19 protein-coding genes are annotated in these 17,747 nt (G+C 66.4%); 6 read left to right on the top strand and 13 right to left on the bottom strand.

Going from position 1 to position 17,747, the window contains the following annotated elements; translation table 11 throughout:
* Nucleotides 1-2: 2 nt before the first annotated feature.
* Both corA and P5W98_RS07310 read right to left on the bottom strand, forming a co-directional pair.
* On the bottom strand, nt 3-980 hold the full coding sequence (gene corA, locus P5W98_RS07315; RefSeq protein ID WP_421023952.1) for a magnesium/cobalt transporter CorA: 978 nt from the start codon (nt 978-980) through the stop codon (nt 3-5).
* Nucleotides 981-1,108: 128 nt separating this feature from the next.
* Nucleotides 1,109-1,576, bottom strand: a complete 468-nt coding sequence (locus P5W98_RS07310; RefSeq protein WP_421079466.1) for a hypothetical protein — start codon at nt 1,574-1,576, stop codon at nt 1,109-1,111.
* Between the two features lie 296 nt (nt 1,577-1,872).
* Here P5W98_RS07310 and P5W98_RS07305 point away from each other — a divergent pair, with 296 nt between their 5' ends.
* On the top strand, nt 1,873-2,463 hold the full coding sequence (locus P5W98_RS07305) for an AAA family ATPase (protein WP_421043800.1): 591 nt from the start codon (nt 1,873-1,875) through the stop codon (nt 2,461-2,463).
* Nucleotides 2,464-2,526: 63 nt separating this feature from the next.
* Here P5W98_RS07305 and P5W98_RS07300 read toward each other — a convergent pair whose 3' ends face one another.
* Both P5W98_RS07300 and P5W98_RS07295 read right to left on the bottom strand, forming a co-directional pair.
* A complete protein-coding gene (locus P5W98_RS07300) occupies nt 2,527-3,633 on the bottom strand; it encodes a saccharopine dehydrogenase family protein (protein WP_421079465.1) in 1,107 nt (368 codons plus the stop codon).
* Nucleotides 3,634-3,825: 192 nt separating this feature from the next.
* Complete coding sequence (locus tag P5W98_RS07295; protein ID WP_421023948.1) at nt 3,826-4,290, bottom strand: Lrp/AsnC family transcriptional regulator; 465 nt, start codon at nt 4,288-4,290, stop codon at nt 3,826-3,828.
* 289 nt (nt 4,291-4,579) lie between these two features.
* On the opposite strand from P5W98_RS07295, the gene P5W98_RS07290 reads away from it, so the two are divergent.
* Both P5W98_RS07290 and P5W98_RS07285 read left to right on the top strand, forming a co-directional pair.
* The gene (locus P5W98_RS07290; protein WP_421079464.1) at nt 4,580-5,116 is read left to right on the top strand and encodes a Spy/CpxP family protein refolding chaperone; all 537 of its coding nucleotides are present in this window, start codon (nt 4,580-4,582) and stop codon (nt 5,114-5,116) included.
* A 130-nt stretch (nt 5,117-5,246) separates the two neighbouring features.
* Nucleotides 5,247-5,681: a PGDYG domain-containing protein gene (locus P5W98_RS07285; protein WP_421079463.1), complete on the top strand. Its 435-nt coding sequence runs from the start codon at nt 5,247-5,249 to the stop codon at nt 5,679-5,681.
* A gap of 63 nt (nt 5,682-5,744) precedes the next feature.
* On the opposite strand, the gene P5W98_RS07280 is transcribed toward P5W98_RS07285, so the two are convergent.
* The 8 genes from P5W98_RS07280 to P5W98_RS07245 all read right to left on the bottom strand — a co-directional run bounded on the left by P5W98_RS07280 (nt 5,745) and on the right by P5W98_RS07245 (nt 13,654).
* Entirely contained in the window at nt 5,745-6,110 is a 366-nt protein-coding gene (locus P5W98_RS07280) for a DUF3022 domain-containing protein (protein ID WP_413186077.1), read from the bottom strand.
* A gap of 70 nt (nt 6,111-6,180) precedes the next feature.
* Complete coding sequence (locus P5W98_RS07275) at nt 6,181-7,011, bottom strand: YhfC family intramembrane metalloprotease (RefSeq protein ID WP_421079462.1); 831 nt, start codon at nt 7,009-7,011, stop codon at nt 6,181-6,183.
* 121 nt (nt 7,012-7,132) lie between these two features.
* Nucleotides 7,133-8,233: a LacI family DNA-binding transcriptional regulator gene (locus P5W98_RS07270; protein ID WP_421023944.1), complete on the bottom strand. Its 1,101-nt coding sequence runs from the start codon at nt 8,231-8,233 to the stop codon at nt 7,133-7,135.
* Nucleotides 8,230-9,195: a 2-hydroxyacid dehydrogenase gene (locus tag P5W98_RS07265; RefSeq protein WP_421079461.1), complete on the bottom strand. Its 966-nt coding sequence runs from the start codon at nt 9,193-9,195 to the stop codon at nt 8,230-8,232. The genes P5W98_RS07270 and P5W98_RS07265 overlap by 4 nt, the downstream gene beginning before the upstream one ends.
* A 61-nt stretch (nt 9,196-9,256) precedes the next feature.
* The gene (locus tag P5W98_RS07260; RefSeq protein WP_421023942.1) at nt 9,257-10,543 is read right to left on the bottom strand and encodes an MFS transporter; all 1,287 of its coding nucleotides are present in this window, start codon (nt 10,541-10,543) and stop codon (nt 9,257-9,259) included.
* A 119-nt stretch (nt 10,544-10,662) separates the two neighbouring features.
* On the bottom strand, nt 10,663-11,640 hold the full coding sequence (locus tag P5W98_RS07255; protein ID WP_421079460.1) for a sugar kinase: 978 nt from the start codon (nt 11,638-11,640) through the stop codon (nt 10,663-10,665).
* A 75-nt stretch (nt 11,641-11,715) separates the two neighbouring features.
* Entirely contained in the window at nt 11,716-12,513 is a 798-nt protein-coding gene (locus tag P5W98_RS07250; protein ID WP_421079459.1) for a TIM barrel protein, read from the bottom strand.
* A gap of 175 nt (nt 12,514-12,688) precedes the next feature.
* Nucleotides 12,689-13,654 (bottom strand): LysR family transcriptional regulator, encoded by a 966-nt coding sequence (locus P5W98_RS07245; RefSeq protein ID WP_421079458.1) that lies wholly within the window; start codon nt 13,652-13,654, stop codon nt 12,689-12,691.
* Nucleotides 13,655-13,771: 117 nt separating this feature from the next.
* Between P5W98_RS07245 and P5W98_RS07240 the strand changes: the two genes are divergently transcribed.
* A complete protein-coding gene (locus P5W98_RS07240) occupies nt 13,772-14,848 on the top strand; it encodes a YeiH family protein (RefSeq protein ID WP_421023938.1) in 1,077 nt (358 codons plus the stop codon).
* Here P5W98_RS07240 and P5W98_RS07235 read toward each other — a convergent pair whose 3' ends face one another.
* Complete coding sequence (locus P5W98_RS07235) at nt 14,849-15,226, bottom strand: hypothetical protein (protein WP_434718014.1); 378 nt, start codon at nt 15,224-15,226, stop codon at nt 14,849-14,851.
* Here P5W98_RS07235 and P5W98_RS07230 point away from each other — a divergent pair.
* A complete protein-coding gene (locus P5W98_RS07230) occupies nt 15,220-15,954 on the top strand; it encodes a glutathione S-transferase (RefSeq protein WP_421023936.1) in 735 nt (244 codons plus the stop codon). The two genes, P5W98_RS07235 and P5W98_RS07230, sit on opposite strands and share 7 nt — an antisense overlap.
* Before the next feature lie 39 nt (nt 15,955-15,993).
* Nucleotides 15,994-17,739 (top strand): ClcB-like voltage-gated chloride channel protein, encoded by a 1,746-nt coding sequence (locus P5W98_RS07225; protein ID WP_421079456.1) that lies wholly within the window; start codon nt 15,994-15,996, stop codon nt 17,737-17,739.
* Nucleotides 17,740-17,747: the final 8 nt, after the last annotated feature.

Raw genomic sequence — 17,747 nt, 5'->3', positions numbered from 1 at the left:
CCTCAGAGCCAGCCGCCACGGCGGAACAGGATGTACAGCACGATATCGATAATCGCCATCACGGCGAGGCAAACCTGGTAACCATACTTGAAATGCAATTCGGGGATATTGGAGAAGTTCATTCCGTAGATCCCCGCGATCATGGTCGGCACCGCAAAGAGCGCGGCGAACGAGCCGAGCCGCTTGGTCACTTCGTTCTCGGCGAGCGAGATCATGCCGAGATTCACCTGGATCGCCGTGACGATCATTTCGCGGCGCGCATCGACCAGGTTGGACACGCGCACGAGATGGTCGTAAACATCGCGATAGTACGCCTGCATGCCCGCGCAGATCTGCGGAATGCGCCCGCCCGCGAGCTTGCCCACGGCGTCCACGAGCGGCGTGACGTGGTGCTGCACGATAACGAGGCGCCGCTTGAGCGAATAGAGATCCTCGATGATGGCGCGCGACTGCGCGAGCGAGTGCTTTTCGAAGATGCGGTCCTCGAGATCCTCGATTTCGCCCGAGAGCTTCTCCAGCACGGGCGCATAGCGGTCAACCACGCTGTCCATCAGCGCGTAGAGCACGAAACCCGCGCCCTCCTTGAGCAGTTCCGGCTCGCGCTCGCAGCGCGCGCGCACGTCCCGGAAACCCTGCTGCGCGCGATGGCGCACCGAAAGCACGAAATTCGGGCCGGCGAACACGTTCACCTGGCCGGTGACGATTTCATCCTCCTCGTCGATCTCGATCGTATGGAACACCGCGAAAATCGTATTGCCGTATTCCTCGATCTTCGGCCGCTGGTTGCCGTTCATCACGTCTTCGATGGCGAGCGCGTGCAGACCGAACTCTTCCTTCATCGCGGCCATCTCGCCCGCTTCGGGGTCCTTGAGCGCAACCCAGACGAAACACCCGGGTTTCTGGAGATAGTCGCTGATTGCCTCGATGCCGATATCGGCCAGTTTCTTGCCGCCCTGATACGCGGCGCAATTGATAAGCATGAGTCGTGAGCGTCCCGGTGGCGCGGGTGGCGAAAACGGGCGCGCCGCCTGTCCTGAAGTTGATCGATTCGCCAAGTTTAAGCGTTGAGCGGGATGGGCGGCGAAACACGCGCCATCCGCCCGCGCCATCACTGCGCAACCCGGCGGATGCCGATGCGATGATCCTTGTCGAAGGTTACGCTGGCACGGTTCGTGTAGCGCGGATCGACGATGAAGCGCAACTCCACGACCGGATCGAACTGCGTGGTCACGCCGACGCGGTGAACGCCCGGCTTCAGGTAGAAGGTGACGTGCTCGCCGTCCATGAGGTCGGTGACCTGCTCGCCGTCGATATACACGGGGGCGTCGCGGAACTTGACGATGACGTTGCGGGTGCGCTCGCGCCGCACGTCCACGGCCACGAGCCCCTCGCCCGGCTGCGTATACCCCGGCTTGACGATGCGCTCCGCCGGCACCGGCTTGAAGGGCACCGGCGCAGCCGGCTCCTCGGCGCAGCCGCCCAGCGATAGCGGCAATGCGACTGCCAATGCCACGAGCGCCGCCGCTAGCGCGGCGCGCTGCGAACCAAGGCTCATTTCGAACACGCGCAATGGCATGGGCGCTATCCCCTCGTCGGTTTTCCGGTGCTGGCGCAGCGCGCGGGGCGCGGGGCGTATCGATCCTCGACGCAGCAGCGTCCGGGTGCGCCCATCATATACGCACGCACCGCCCGGCCCGCGCGCGACGCCGCACATTGCGCGCCGCGAGCCGCAGTGGGCGATGCAGTGCCGGGTGACCGCTGGTATAAGCTTCGGAATCGGGCGCTGTCCCGCCCAATCAAGTCATCACATCACACGAGGAGAATGCAGGCGATGGCATACGCACAGGCCACCCAAGCCCGGAGCCACGGTTCGTGACGCGGCTGATTTTCTTCTGCGGCCACGCCGGCACCGGCAAGACCTCGCTCGCAAAGCACCTGATCGGCCCGCTGGCCCGCGCGACGGGCGAACCGTTCTGTCTGCTCGACAAGGACACGCTCTACGGACGCACCGGCGCCGCGATGCTCGCCGCGCTCGGCCAGGACCCGCACGACCGCGACAGCCCGCTCTTTCTCCAGCATCTGCGAGACCCCGAATATCAGGGCATGCTCGACACCGCGCGCGAAAATCTCGCGCTGGGCGTGAGCGTGATTGCGGTCGGGCCGCTTTCGGGGGAAGTGCGCGAGCGGCGCCTGCTCGATCGCGCGTGGCTGGGGGTGGCGGCGGACGTGGGGCTCGCCGCCGTCTGGGTGCGCACCGACGAAGCCACGGCGCGCCAGCGCATCGTGGCCCGCAACCATCCCGACGACGCCTACAAGCTCGCGCACTGGAACAGCTATCGCAAGCGGCGCTTCGAGCCGGCGGGCGCACAGCTCGACGACCTCATCGTGTTCGACACGACCGCGCCCGGGCCCGCCGACTACGACGCATTGCTGCAGCGCATCGTGACCGCGTCCGCGGCCTGATCGAGGTTCGATCGCAGCCGCGGCGCCCTGCTTCTGCTACTGCCGTCTTGCGCTTCGCGTGCGTCAGTCGACGTGCGCCGACGCCAGCGCTTCGAGCGTCGCGCCTTCGTACACCTTGCCGAAGCGGTTCGAGAGGAAATGCTCGAGCGACACCTGCTCCTGACGCACGAAGCCCTTTTGCGGCAGCTTCTTCTCGCGGAACAGATCGAGCACGGCGCACATCGCGCCGGCCGTGGTGATTTCAATGGCGCTCATCGGCACGCCGCACACCGTCTTCGCGAAGATCTTGCGCGTGAAGACTTCCTGCACGAGCTGGCCGTTACGCATGCCGGTCACGGTAATGAAGATCAGCACGACGTCCTGCTCGGTGGACGGAATCGCGCGGCGCATGATCGACTTGAGCGTGTCGCGGTCGCCCGAGAGGCGCAGGTCTTCGAGCAGGAACTGCATGAGCGCGCGGTGGCCCGGATAGCGCACCGACTTGTAGTCGAGCGATTCGACGCGTCCGCCCAGCGTCTCGCATAGCGTGCCGAGGCCGCCCGACGTGTTGAACGCCTCGTACTCCACGCCGTCGAGCGAGAAGTGCTCGTGGCCTTCGAGCGGCTGCACCATCTGCGTGCGACCCTCGTGGATCGCCTCGCACGGCTGGCAGTACTCGTTGATGAGGCCGTCCACGCTCCAGGTGAGGTTGTACTTGAGCGCGTTGGTGGGGAACTGCGGCAGCGCGCCCACGCGCATTTTCACTTCGCGGATCTCGGTGAAGCGGCTCGCGAGCGCGTGCGCCGCGAGGCCGATGAAGCCAGGCGCCAGGCCGCATTGCGGCATGAACGCGTGATCGGCGCCTTCGGCCAGCGCGCGGATCGCGTGCGTTGCGCGCACGTCCTCGGTGAGGTCGAAGTAGTGAACGCCCGCGCTCTTGGCCGCCGACGCGACATTCACCGCAAGGTAATACGGCAGCGCGTTGATGAGCACGTCGAAGCCTTCGAGCGCCCCGCGCAGCGCAGCGGCGTCGCCGGAGTCGACGCGCAGGGTGGGAATGCCCTGCGCGGCCAGCTTTTCGAGCGCCTTGGCATCGCGGTCGAGCGCCGTAACTTCGTAGTCCCCGGTTGCGCGCAGCATGTGTGCAATGGTGTGGCCAATCAGGCCGGCGCCTGCAATCGCGACTTTCATTCGTTATCTCCTTGGGTTTTCTGTGGTTCGGGTCATGCTGTACCCGGTACACACAGTCTAAGGAGGGGCGAAATCAGATCCTAGACACAAAATGATGCGCTTCGACGGATGGTTTCGTCGTTTTGACGATTAATTTCGTCAAAACGACGAAATTCCCTAAAAAACAGCCTTAACGAGGGTGGCGCGCTGCTCTCAACCCATCACCGTGCCGCGGTCGATCTTGCGCGCGAGCACGATCGACGTGGTCGTGCGCTCGACGCCCTGCATGCCGCCGATCTGGTCGAGCAAATCGTTCAGGCGATCGGGGGAATCCGCGCGCAGCCAGGCCACGTAGTCGTACTCGCCGCTCACCGCGCAAAGCAGTTGCACTTCCGGCATTTTGGAAAGCCGCCGTTGCACCTCGGGGCCATTGCGCGGCGCGATGATGAGCCCGACCCACGCCTGCAGGCTCGCGTCGAGTACGTCCTGCCCCAGCCGCACGCCGTAGCCGGCGATGACCTGGGAGCGTTCGAGCCGCGCGATGCGCGCGAGCACCGTGGTGCGCGCCACGCCTAGCTGGCGCGCGAGATTCGCCACGCTCTCGCGGGCGTTCTCCTGCAGCAGCGCAACGAGGTTGCGGTCGAGGTCGTCGAGTTGGTCGAGGCGCGGCGGTCTCATCGTGATGCGGGCTCCTGAGTTGGTGAATGAGGTGGCGAATGGTCGAATGCACGGCTTCGATGCCGGATCATTATCGCGCGCGGCCAGCCGTGCACAAACCTGCGCAGGCGCCCGGCATCCCCCGTATAGCGGCGTATTTCGGCGCGTTTCTCCTGCGTTTCGTTTGTAAGCAGTTGTCGCATAGCAGCCGTGCTCAAACGATAACGTGGTACTAATACCGCCTGTAGGCGATGGATCTCACGTCGCCCCGCTACGTAACCTCCACGAATTGAAGTTCCAGGGAGCAAAAATGAAGAAAGTTTTCGTGATCCTTGCTGCCACGCTCTCCATGAGCGGCGCGTTCGCACAGACCGCCGCTTCGTCCGCCGCGCCCGCGACTGCCGCAGCGGCGTCGAACGCCGACGCACGCGCCGCACAGCATCAGCAACGTGTGGAGGAGCGCATTGCCTACCTGCACTCCGCGCTGAAGATCACGGGCGCTCAGGAGCCGCAATGGAAGACGTTCGCCGACGTCATGCGCAGTAACAGCCAGACCATGGCGGGCCTCTACAAGCAGCGCATGGAAGGCGAAGCGCAGCGTAACGCGCTCGACGACATGAAGCAGTACGCGCAAATCACCCAGGCGCACGCGGAGGACATGCAAAAGCTCGTCACGGCGTTCGAGCCGCTTTACAACAGCCTCTCGCCGGAGCAGAAGAAGCTGGCCGACGTCACCTTCCGCCACGGCCAGGAAACGGGCCATGCGAAGTACAAGGGCAAGCCGCACGCGAAGAAGGCGCCAGCCGCCGAGGCGGCAAGCGGCACAGAAGCAACGCCGGCACAGTAAGCAGGCGCATCAGTTAGCCCCGCATTCGGGTAATATCACGGCGCAGCGCGCGAACCGTTCGAGCAATCGGCCGGTCCGCGCGCTGCGCCGTTTTCGTTTTCGTAACAGGTAACAAACCCGCAGCCGCACCATGATCGAACTGACCCAACTCGACCTCGCCGCCGATCCCGCCGCGCAACGCGTGGTCAAGGATGAAACCGTCACCGTGGAATTCGCCGCCGCATCCGGCGAATTGATGAGCCTTGAAGGCCCGAACCGATACGCACCGGGAGACGCGATCATCACGGGAGCGACGGGCGAGCGCTGGGTCGTTTCGCGCGAACGCTTCGACCCGAAGTACCGGCCGGCCGACGCCGCGCTCGCACATGGCGCGCCCGGCGCCTATCGCAATCTGCCGACTGTCGTGCTGGCCAAACGCATGGATGAACCGTTCACGATCGTGCGCTCGGCAGGCGGCGACCGCCTCGCTGGCGCGGCTGGCGACTGGGTCATGCAATATGCGCCCGGCGACTACGGCGTGGTGAAAGCCGAGCGCTACGCGAAGGTGTACCGGCTAGCCGATTGAGACGATCGAGACGATTGAGTGTCGCTCCCGCGTTCGCGCACCGCTTATGCGGTGCCGGGTGCTTCAGGCGAATTCTTCGTCGAGATCGAGCGTGACGTCGCGAGGCGTCTCCTCGCCCTTCGCGTGCTGCTCCTCCAGCGAGCCGATCGTGGCTTCCACATACGCGCGCAAGACGGCGAAGCTGCGGCCGCGCAAGCGTGGCGGCAGCGCCCGATAGCGCGCGAGCGCGGCCGGCGCGATGGCCACCGTGAGCGTCATGCGGCGCGCGGCGGAGCCCATGCGCATCGCCACCCAATGCACGACGAGCAGCGGCGCGCCGGTTTCGGCGGGCTGCTCGCTAAAGCGCGTTTGCTCGGGGAACAAATCGGCGATCACGCGAGCAAGCTCCTCGAAATCGGGGCTTGCGCATTCAAACAGATAGTCTTCCATTGCTGGCAAAGAGAAATTGATCGAGCGTTGCGTACGCAACGAAATAGCATTAAGCGACAGGCGCGTCGAGTCAGGCCGGGCGCGGCGCACGCCGGTTTCGCACGCATGTTCTGAAGAGGACGACGGCCACCGCGATCGCCACGACCGCATAGAGCGCATCCACCGCAACGAGCGGCAGGAGGCGTGCCTGGAACATCGCAGCGGGCACATCGATCAACGCGTGCAGCGCGATCGCGATCGGCAGGATCGATCTGCGCCCCGCGCGCACGCCGCGCCACATCAGCACCGAAAGTCCGATCTGGAACACGAACGCGGCCACGCGCTCGAGCGCGAACAGGCCGGCCACCAGCGGCGAAAGCGTGCCGAGAATCAGATGCACGCGCAGCACGGCATCCATCGAGAGATTGCTCAGATGTTCCTCGAGCTCGCCCCGGTTGGCGAGCACCGCGAAGACAATCCACTGCAACTGCACGAGCACGCCGACGAACCACGCTTCCGCGCCGCCATGGCCAATGCCATAAGCGAGCCCCGTGCTGTCGACCGATGGCGTGGCCGACACGCGGGGCGAGCCCGGTTGTCCCGCCGCGCGCCGTGCGATCAGGCGCATCGCGATGTAGCGCCCTGCTTCTTCGCACACGCCCGCTGTGAGCGCGCCATAGAGCACGAATGCGAGCGGATTGGCGAGCAGCTGCGCCGTAACGGGATTTCCATGCAGCACGTAGCCGTTGAGCGCGCGCTCGATCACCGTCGCGAACAGGGCGAAGACCGCGATGCCGGCGATGGTGTCGCGCCAGTCGAATGCGAACGGGCCACGCAGCCGGCGGTACAGCGAGATGGGCAGAACGGCGACGAATAGCGTCGCTAGCGACAGACAGACCAGCGTGACGGGATCGACGTGCATGGGGCTCCTTGTGACGTCCGGCGCGCGAGGCGCGCGCCGCAGCCCGAATCATCGCAGATATCGGCGCGCTCGCGGAACCCCGGGGGCGCAGGCCCTGGCCGGCGCGCCTGGCCGGGGGCGCCTAGCCCGGCGTCGAGGCCCGCACGATCAGCTCGCCCGGGAACGCAGCGGCGCGCGTGGCCAGCGCCACGCCCTCGATGCGATCGTGCAGGAATTCGACGGCCCGGTAGCCGATCGCGCGCGTGGGCTGGCGGATCGTGGTGATGCCGGCCAGCTCGGCCCATTCGGGATCGTCGATGGCGATCAGCGCCGCATGCTGTTGCCATTGGGCGCCGAAACGCGCCTTCAGATGCAGCGCGAGCCGCAAGGCGACCGGCGCATTGGCCGCGAACAGCGCACAGCGCGCGCCACGCCGCACGGCGTCGGCGATATGCGCGTCGAGCGCAGCGAGCGCGGCGTCGACGCTTGCCTCCTCGCGCAGGTCGAGTACGTGCGTGGTCGCGCGCACCTCGCGTGCGCCTTGCTTGCCGTGCGCGCATGCCTGAAACGCCGCTTCGCGCTCGCGCCGCGAGCTTACGTGCTCGAAGGGCTGCACGACGAACACGAGGTCGTCGTAGCCGTGCGCGAGCAGATGCTCGACGCCCAGACGCGCGGCGGCCGCATTGTCGAGCCCGACCATGTCGGCGTCGAGGCCGTCCACGGTGCGGTCGACCAGCACGGCGGGAATGCCGCCGCTCGCCATCGGCTTGAGCATCGGTTCGGGCAGGCCTAGCGCGTTGACGATCACGCCTTCCACGCGATACGTCGTGAGCAGTTGCAGATAGCGCCGCTCCATCTCGACTTCGTTCGCCGCGTGGCAGATCAGCGGCATGTAGCCGAGCGCGTGGCACGCGGCCTCCACGCCTTGCAGTACTTCGACGGAGTACGGGTTCGCCAGGTCCGCGAGCAACAGGCCGAGCAGCCGGTTGCGCCCGCGCTTGAGCCCGCGCGCCATCTGGTTGGGCCGATAGTCGAGCCGCGCGATGGCGGCTTCGATGCGCGCGCGCAGGTCCGGCGAAAGCGCCGCAAGCTCGCCGTTCAGATAGCGCGAGATACTGGTCTTGCCGGTGCCGGCCTCACGGGCGACATCGCTGATGGTCGCGCGGCGCGGCAGCGCGGCCTCGCCTGCGCTGCTGCCTGTGGTGCGGCCTGTGCTGTTGTCCGCGCTGCTGCCGCTGCTCATCGCGCGAGCACCTCGCGATTGACGATGTTGCGATCGAGCGTGCCGGCGAGCGCCGCGACGAGGTTCTCGGCGGCGCAGCGCGCCATCGCGTGGCGCGTCTCGTGCGTGGCGGAGCCGATGTGCGGCAGCGCCACCACATTGGGCATGCGCAGCAGCGGCGAGGCCGGATCGATCGGCTCCTGCTCGAACACGTCGAGGCCCGCGCCGTGGATCGTGCCTGCTTCGAGCGCGGCAATCAGCGCCTTCTCGTCGACGGTCGCGCCGCGCGAGGCGTTGATCAAGATCGCGCTCTTCTTCATCTTTTGCAGTTGCTTCGCGCCGATCATGTGACGCGTAGCGTCGGTGAGCGGCACCTGCAGGCAGACGAAATCGGCCGTGGCGAGCAGTTCGTCGAGCTCGACGCGGCGCGCGCCGTAGTCGCGCTCGGCGGCTTCATTCGCGCTGCGATTCGTATAGAGCACCTTCATGTTGAAGCCGAGCGCCGCGCGCCGCGCGAGCGCGCCGCCAATGCGCCCGAGCCCGACGATGCCGATGGTCTTGCCCTGCACGTCCACGCCGAATTGCGCGGGGCCGATGCTCGCCTTCCAGTGGCCCGCCTTGACCCAGTCGGCCAGTTCGACCACGCGGCGCGCGCTCGCGAGGATCAGCGAAAACACCGTGTCGGCCGTCGATTCTGTCAGCACGTCGGGGGTGTGCGCGAGCACGATGCCACGCTTCGTGAGATCGGGCACGTCGAACTGGTCGTAGCCGACCGAGATGGTCGAAAGCACCTTGATGCGCGAGCCTTCGAGCAGCGCGGGCGCGATCTTGACGCTTGCGCCGATCGCGCCGTCGGCGTCCTTGAGCGCGGCCGCGAACGCCTGCGGATCTATCGCGTCGACGAACATCACCTCGAAATGCTCGCGCAGATACCCGGTTACATCCTCTGGCAAAGTTTTGTAGGCAACGATTTTTTGCTTCATGAGTGGGCTATTGCTGTCTGCGATGTTCTGTGAAATTTTCTCGAGCGTGATGTTCCGCCCATTACTTGCCGTGCGCCGGCGCGGCGTAGGCAGGGGTCCCGTCGCGACGCGGCTTCACCGCGCGCAGCGTGAGGATCACCGAGGCCACGAGCGCCGCGCTCATGAACGCGTAGGATGCCGTGGGCGAACCGGTCGCGCCGTTCAGGTAACCGACTACGTAGGAGCCCACGAACGAACCGAGCGCGCCCATGCTGTTGATGAGCGCCATCGCGCCGCCCGCGACGTTCTTCGGCAGCAGCTCGGGCACGATCGCGAAGAACGGGCCGTACGGCGCGTACATTGCGGCGCCCGCCACGACCAGCAGCGCGTAAGAGGCCCAGAAGTGCGTCGTGCCGAGCACGTACGAAGCCGCGAACGCGAGCGCGCCGACCAGCAGGAACGGCCAGACGAACGCGCGCCGGTTGTCGAGCTTGTCCGAGGCCCACGAAGCGGCCAGCATCGCAATGGTAGCAGCCAGATACGGCAGCGCCGAGAGCCAGCCGGTTTCGACCATGCCGAGCGCCGAGCCGTTCTTCACGATCGAGGGCAGCCACAGCACGAAGCCGTACACGCCGATGCTCCAGCAGAAGTACTGCGCCGAGAGCAGCATCACGGCAGGCGAGCGGAACGCTTCGGCGTAGTTCTTGACCGGCTTGATGCCGGCCTGCTCGGCGCGCAGGGCCGCGTCGATCGCACGCTTGTCCTCGTTCGAAAGCCAGCTCACCTGGTCCGGCTTGTCGCGCACGAGCAGCCACCAGCACACGGCCCACAACACGGCGGGCACGCCCTCGGCGACGAACATGTGACGCCAGCCGTACGCGTGCACGAGATAGCCCGAGACGATCGACATCCACAGCACCGTGACCGGATTACCGAGAATCAGGAAGGTGTTGGCGCGCGAGCGCTCGCGCTTCGTGAACCAGTTGCTGATGTAAATCAGCATCGCTGGCATCACCGCGGCTTCGACGATGCCGAGCACGAAGCGGATCGCCATCAACGAAGGAATGTTCGTGACGACGCCGGTGAGCGCCGCGCATCCGCCCCACAGAATGAGACTCACGAACACGAGCTTGCGCACGCTGCGGCGTTCGGCATAGACCGCGCCCGGCAACTGGAAAAAGAAGTAGCCGAGGAAGAACAGCGCGCCGATCAGCGACGAAAGCCCGGGGCTGATGCCCAGATCGTGATTGATGCCGGCTGCCGACGCGAAGCCGTAGTTGGCGCGGTCGAGGTAGGCCAGGCTGTACGTGATGAACACGATCGGCATGATTGCCCACCAGCGGCGCGGGGCGAGCGAAGTTGAGGTCATCTGTGTCTCCAGTCTCAAGGTGCCTTATGCGGGTCGCAGGCAAGGCTGTTGGTATCGGGTATCTGTGTCGGGCGCCGGCGTGGACCGGCGCGTTGTTGCTCGATTGTTCGATTGCTTGTTTATGCGATTGCAGGCGCCGGGGCGGCGTCCCGGGCTTCGATTGCATCGAGCTGCGCGCGCGTGGGCAGCCCTTCCGAGTCGCCGCTCACCTGCACGGCGAGCGCGCCGATGCGGTTGCCTCGCGTCACGGCCTCGCGCAGCGTGCGGCCTTCGAGCAGCGCGCTCACCACGCCCACCGCGAAGCCGTCGCCTGCGCCAACCGTGTCGACCACGTTTGCCACCGGCTGCGCCGTCACCGGACCGCGCTCGCCTTCACGCGTCTCGTAGTACGCGCCCTCAGCGCCGAGCTTGACGATCACGCCGCGCGCGCCGCGCTCCAGATAGAAGCGCGCGATCGTCGCGGGATCGTCGGAGCCCGTGAGAATGCGCCCCTCGTTCAGGCCGGGCAGCACCCAGTCGGCGTAGCTCGCGAGTGCGTTGAGCGTCGTGACCATCTCGGCTTCGGAGCCCCACAGCGTCGGGCGCAGATTCGGATCGAAGCTGATCGTGCGCCCCGCGTCGCACATCGCGCGGGCGAGCGTAAACGCGAGTTCGCGCGAGCTAGCCGAGATCGCGGGCGCCACGCCGCTCAGATGCAGATGGCGCGCGCCGAGCACATAGTCCCGCTTGAAATCGTCGATCGACAGGTGGCTCGCCGCCGAGCCGCGACGGAAGTATTCGACGGTGGGATCGCTGCCGTCGTCGTTCTTCGACTTGAGCTGGAAGCCCGTGGGATAGCGCGCATCGGTTTGCACGCCCTGCGCGTCGATGCCTTCTTGCGCGAGCACGCCGCGCACGAACCGGCCGAACGAATCGTCGCCCACGCGGCTCATCCAGCCCACCTTGAAGCCCAGGCGCGCAAGGCCCGTCGCCACGTTGAGTTCCGCGCCCGCCGCGCGCTTCGTGAAGTGTGCGACGTCGCTGAGCGGGCCGGTCTCGGCGGCCACGAACATCGCCATGGCCTCGCCGTAGGTGATGACATCGAGTGCGTGCGTCATGGAGTGCAGTCCTCAAAAAACAGATTCTCGGGTGGCCGGGCTGTCAGAGAGTCGGAGCGCCCGGCAGGTGACACGTCAGGCGTTGCCGAGCCACGCCACGTAGCGCGCAGCGTCCTCGTTCAAGCGCGCGGCGTCGAACGGAAACTCGATGCCGCGCGGCACGTCTGCCGGCAGACACGCGAGCGCTGCGCGGCACAGCGCGTCGTCGGCGGCCGGCGCACAGGCGAACCGGCGCGCACCCGCGCCTTCCACCGCCTTGCAATGGATGTACTCGACGTGTGGCGCGAGCGCGGCGGCAGCCGTCAGCGGTGCTTCGCCAGCCCATTGCCAGTTGCCGATATCGAAGGTCATGCCGATCAGCTTGTCGTGCCCGGCGCCGCGCAACGCATCAAAGAGGCCGACGAACTGGGCGAGCCTGCCGCCCTGCTCGAGCTGGCCGTTTTCGACGACAACGCGCGGCGCCGGAGTGGCTTCACCTGCCTGCAAGGTCGCGAGGCCAAGCGCTTCGAGCACCGCCGCAAGTCGTGCGACCTGCGCATCGCCCGCGAAACCGCCGAGCTGCAGCTTGACGATGCGCGCGCCCAGCGCGCGACCGCAGGCAACGGCGGCGCGCAACGCGGCCTCGTCGAGCGTGCCGTTCTCGCAATACAGCGTGTCGGGCGTCGACCACACGGGCCACAGTCCCTCGCGCTCCAACGCCATGCCGAGCGCGCGCAGCGCCTGCGGCTGGGCGTCGGCGTCGTCCATCAGTTCGCGCCGCACCTCGAATGCCCTTGCGCCCGCCTCCCGGGTTGCGCCGCACCACGCCGCATGTCCGTCGCGCCGGATCGATCCGGCGCCGAATGCGCTCGCCACTATCGCTACTTCCGCCATCGTTTTTTCCCATTGCTTGTCCGGTTGCCCTGCCGCCGGGTCTCTCTCCCTGCGGCCTCTGGAACCGGTTCCAAAACAGTACCGAAAAAAAGCGCCTGAGCGCCTGATTGCTACTGATCGATGGGCGGATAGTGCGCTGCCGTAGCGCACCGCGCCATTATGGAAATCCCCTAAATCACGGCGGAAACCTGGCGCCGCCTGCCTCCGCGAGCGGCGCGTCGAGCAGGCATAGCTCGAGAAAGCGCTGGGTAACGCGAGAGGCCGCGCCCGCGTGCGGCACGATGATCGAAAAGCGCCGCGCCAGCGGCTCGGGCTGGATGCGAATCTGCTGGAGCGCGCCGTCCTCATGCCGCATCGACATGGCCGAGACGAAACCGATGCCCATGCCGGCCCGCACTGCTTCCTTGACGCCCTCCACACCGGCGATTTCCAGCGCGACGCGCATCGGCACGGCGGCGCGCGCGAACGCGCGCTCCACTACCTGACGCACGCCCGAGCCGTCCTCGCGCAACACCAGCGGCAGGTCCGCGAAGGCGCCCAGCTCACAGCGCAGCGGCGCCGTCCCCGCGCTTTCGCGCGCCGGCTCCTCGCCCGCCGCCTGGGCGTGCGCGGCAAGCGCGTGGCCGCGCGGCGCGATCGCGACGATTTCATCCTCGAGCCATGGGTGCACGGCGCAATCGGCGGGCAACTGCTCGCCCACCGGCCCTTCGATCAGCGCGATATCGAGATCGCCAAGCATCGCGACGATGTCGGTCGTGTTGCCGCTCGCCGTATCGAGCTTCACTTCCGGGTAGCGCCGATGAAACGCCGCCACCAGATACGGCAGCCGATAGCTCGCGGGCGTCGTGCTCGCGCCGATGCGCAGCGTGCCGCGCTCGAGTCCGCGCAGTGCGTCGCGAAACGCCAGCGCGTCGCGCCAGGTATCGCGCAGGCGAGCCGCATAGGCCGCGAGCTGCTCACCGGTGGGCGTGAGGCGCACGCCGCGCCCATCGCGCAAATAGAGCGGCTCGCCGAACTCCTCCTGCAGCAGCCGCAATTGCCCCGACACCGCGGGCTGCGACAAATGCAGCGCGAGCGCAGCACGGCTGATGTTCAGGTGCTCGGCAACGGCGGCGAAAGTTATCAGTTGTTCCGGGGTCATTGCAGTCAACTATCTGTTTGACTTATATTTTACGTCGCAAATGACGATTTTTCATATCCTTATATCTAATTTAGGATTGGCGCATTCGTTAGTCAGTCACATTTGCTGCCAAACACCATGTCCACACCCTCGACTTCCCTTGCGTCTGCGTCGTCCGCCGCGCGCGGCCAACTCTATGGCCAACTCAACGGCGTGCTGTTCGTTGCGCTGTTCGCCGCCGCCGTCACGCGCATCGCGGCGCTGCCCGCCGTCGCGGGTCTTGGCCTGAGCCCGCTGATCGTCGGCATCGTCGGCGGGGCGCTCTATGGCAACGCGCTGCGCCACGGCATGCCCGAAAGCTGGGCCGCCGGCGTCAACTTCTCGGCGCGCAAGCTGCTGCGCATCGCGGTGGCGTTCTTCGGGCTGCGCGTGAGCCTTCAGGAAATCGCCCAGGTGGGCCTGCCGGGCCTCGTGGAATCGGCGGTGATCGTGTTGAGCACGCTCGCGATCGGCACCTGGGCCGGCATGAAGCTCATGAAGCTCGACCGCGACACGGCTATCCTCACCGCGGCCGGCAGCGCGATCTGCGGCGCAGCCGCGGTGCTCGCCTTCGAATCCACGCTGCAGTCGAAGCCGCACAAGAGCGCCATGGCCGTGGGCAGCGTCGTGCTGTTCGGCACGCTTTCGATGTTCCTCTACCCGCTGCTCTATCGCGCCGGCTGGCTGCATCTTGACACCATGGGCGCCGGGCTCTTCTTCGGCGGCACCATCCATGAGGTCGCGCAGGTCGTGGGCGCGGCGAGCAACGTGAGCCCCGAGGCCACGCATATCGCCACCATCGTGAAGATGACCCGCGTGATGCTGCTCGTGCCGGTGCTGCTTGCGCTCGGCGTCTGGCTGAACCGTTCGGCGCGCGGCGCGGCGGTTGGCAAGCAAAGCGGGCGCAAGCTCGCGGTGCCCTGGTTCGCGCTCGGTTTTCTCGCACTCGTGGTGGTGAACTCGCTCCACGTGCTGCCGGATTCGGCAACCCAGACGCTCAACCTGCTCGACACCTTCGCGCTCACCATGGCCATGACGGCGCTTGGCATCGAGACGCGCTTCTCGCAGATCCGCCAGGCCGGCCCACGCGCCCTGACCACCGGCTTGATCATCTATGTCTGGCTGGTTGGCGGCGGCCTCGCGATTACCTGGGCTGTGGAGCGGCTATTCGGATGATCATCGGCGATGGGCCTTTCCACCGTTTGAGAGACTGCGCACCGGCTTGCCCGGGCGCTTGCCCCGCCCCTGGCGGGGCTTTTTGCGTTTTTCGCGCCGGGAAATTGCATGGCGCCCGTACGCAACGAAGTGCACAAAGAACCACGCAAAAAGCCACACCAAGAAGCGAACAACGAAGCGAACGAAGAAGCGCACGAAGAAGCGCACGAAGAAGCGCACGAAGAAGCGCACGACGAAGTGCGCGAAGCGCAGCACAACGGGAAGTCGCAGCCCGCGCGCCGCAACGTGCCATTGCGCGCGATACTGTCGTCCCATGCCGCTCGCCGTACGGGCGGCCGTCGAGGCAATCCTTGTCCGGATGGAGACGACCGATGGCATACGAACTGTATTACTGGGACGGCCTGCAAGGCCGGGGCGAATTCGTGCGACTCGCGCTCGAGGAAGCGCGCGCGCCCTACGTCGATGTGGTACGCGGCGCGAAAGAGGACGGCCAGGGTATGGGTGCGATGATGGCCCAGCTCGACAGCGACGGTCCGTATCCGCCCTTTGCGCCACCGTTTCTCAAGGACGGCGATCTGATCGTGCCGCACGTTGCGAATATCCTGTTCTATCTCGGCCCGAAGCTGAAGCTCGCGCCGCGCGACGAGGCGCTGCGCCTGGTCGCGAACGGTTTGCAGCTCACGATCGCCGATCTCTTGACCGAGGTGCACGACACGCATCATCCCATCGCGAGCGGCCTGTATTACGAAGACCAGAAGGACGAGGCGAAGGCGCGCGCGAAAGACTTCATCGCGCATCGCATGCCGAAATTCCTGGGCTACTTCGAGCGCGTGCTCGCGCAAAACCCGGACGGGCCGCAGCATATGGTCGGCAAGGCGCTCAGCTATGTGGATCTGTCGATGTTCCAGATCGTCGCCGGACTGCGCTATGCGTTTCCGAAAGCCACGAAGCATCTGGCCGACCACTATCGGCACGTGAGCGCGCTGCACGACGCCGTGGCCGCGCGCCCCAACATCGCGGCCTATCTCGCCTCGCAACGGCGGCTGCCGTTCAACGAGACCGGCATTTTCCGTCACTATCCTGAACTCGACCGCGCCGCGCGCTGAATGCGCGGCATCCACTAACCAGAAAAATACCGAACCGCCGTGCTGTCATTCCTGCTGAAACTGCGCACCCGCGCTCGCGATCTCTTTCGCCTCTCCGACGCCCACACGATGCTGATCTGGTCGGTCATCGTCGGTATAGCCGGTGCGTTCGCAACCGTGCTCTTTCGCGAAGGCATCGCACATCTGCAGATCCTTTTCACGGGCAGCGAAGGCAGCTTCGTGGCGATGGCGCGCCGCCTGCCCTGGCACACGCGCATCTGGCTGCCGGCCGCCGGCGGTTTCGTGGCGGGCTGCTGCCTGCTGATCGCGAGGCGCAGCAGCGCGCCCGGCGGCGGCAAGCCGATGCACACCGACTACATAGAGGCCGTGGCGATCGGCGACGGCGTGATGCCGGTCGGCAAGAGCATCTGGCGCAGCGTCTCGTCGCTTTTCACCATTGCGAGCGGCGGCTCGATCGGCCGCGAAGGCTCGATGGTGCAACTCGCCGCGCTCGCGGCCTCGCTGATCGGCCGCTGGGTCCACTTCGATCCGCAGCGTCTGCGCCTGCTCGTGGCGTGCGGCGCGGCCGCCGGTATCACCTCGGCCTATAACGCGCCGATCGCGGGCGCTTTTTTCGTCACCGAGATCGTGCTTGGTGCAATCGTGATGGAAAGTTTCGGGCCGATCGTCGTCGCCTCGGTGGTGGCAAACATCACGATGCGCGAGTTCGCCGGCTACAAGCCGCCGTACGAGATGCCGGTGTTTCCGCCCGTCACGGGCGTCGAGGTGCTGCTGTTCGTCGCGCTCGGCTTGCTGTGCGGGGCGCTCGCGCCGCGCTTCCTGTGGCTGCTCGACCTGACGAAGGCCGGCTTCGGCCGGCTGAAGCTGCCGCTGCCCGCGAAGCTCGCGCTGGGCGGCCTTGTCTGCGGCGTGCTGTCGATCTGGACGCCCGAGGTCTGGGGCAACGGCTATAGCGTCGTGAACTCGCTCCTGCATTCGCCGTGGACATGGACCGCGCTCGCCACGGTGCTCGTGTTCAAGCTCGTCGCGACCGCCGCGACCGTGGGCTCGGGCGCGGTGGGCGGCGTGTTCACACCGACTCTCTTCATGGGCGCCGTGATCGGCTGCCTGTTCGGCCAGGGGATGCAGGCGATCTGGCCGCATGGCATCTCGGCGCCTTACGCATACGCGATGGTCGGCATGGGCGCATTCCTCGCGGGCGCGACCCAGGCGCCGCTCATGGCGATCCTGATGATCTTCGAAATGACGCTCAGCTATCAGGTGGTGCTGCCGCTGATGCTTTCGTGCGTGGTCGCGTACTTCGTCGCGCGCGCGACGGGCAAGAAGTCGATGTACGAGATCACGCTGCACCGCAATCGCGAAGAAGCCGAGCGCCTGCGCCTGCGCGCCACGCAGATGCGCGAGCTGATCCGCCCCGCCGACACTGTGGTGCGCGCCGACGCCACCGTGCAGGACATGACGCGCGTATTCCTCGAATACCCGGTGAAGTATCTCTACGTAACCGACGACGATAGCCGCTTCCTCGGCGCGGTCGCACTCGCCGACATCACCGACGACCTCCTGCAAAAGCACGACACCTCGAACAAGCGGGCGCGCGACTACCTGCGGGCCTCGTTCGACGTGCTCACGCCCGACATGCCGCTCGCAGTGGCATTGCAGCACTTCATGTCCTTCCAGGGCGAGCGTCTGCCCGTGATCGAAAGCGCGCAGCATCCTGCGCTGGCGGGGGTGGTCTACAAGACCTCGCTGCTCGACGCGTACCAGCGCATGACGCCTGAACGCTGACGGCCCCG

The organism is Paraburkholderia sp. A1BS-2L (assembly GCF_051125205.1).
In the GTDB taxonomy this organism is placed as follows: domain Bacteria; phylum Pseudomonadota; class Gammaproteobacteria; order Burkholderiales; family Burkholderiaceae; genus Paraburkholderia.
This window is presented reverse-complemented; position numbering and strand designations above follow the sequence as displayed.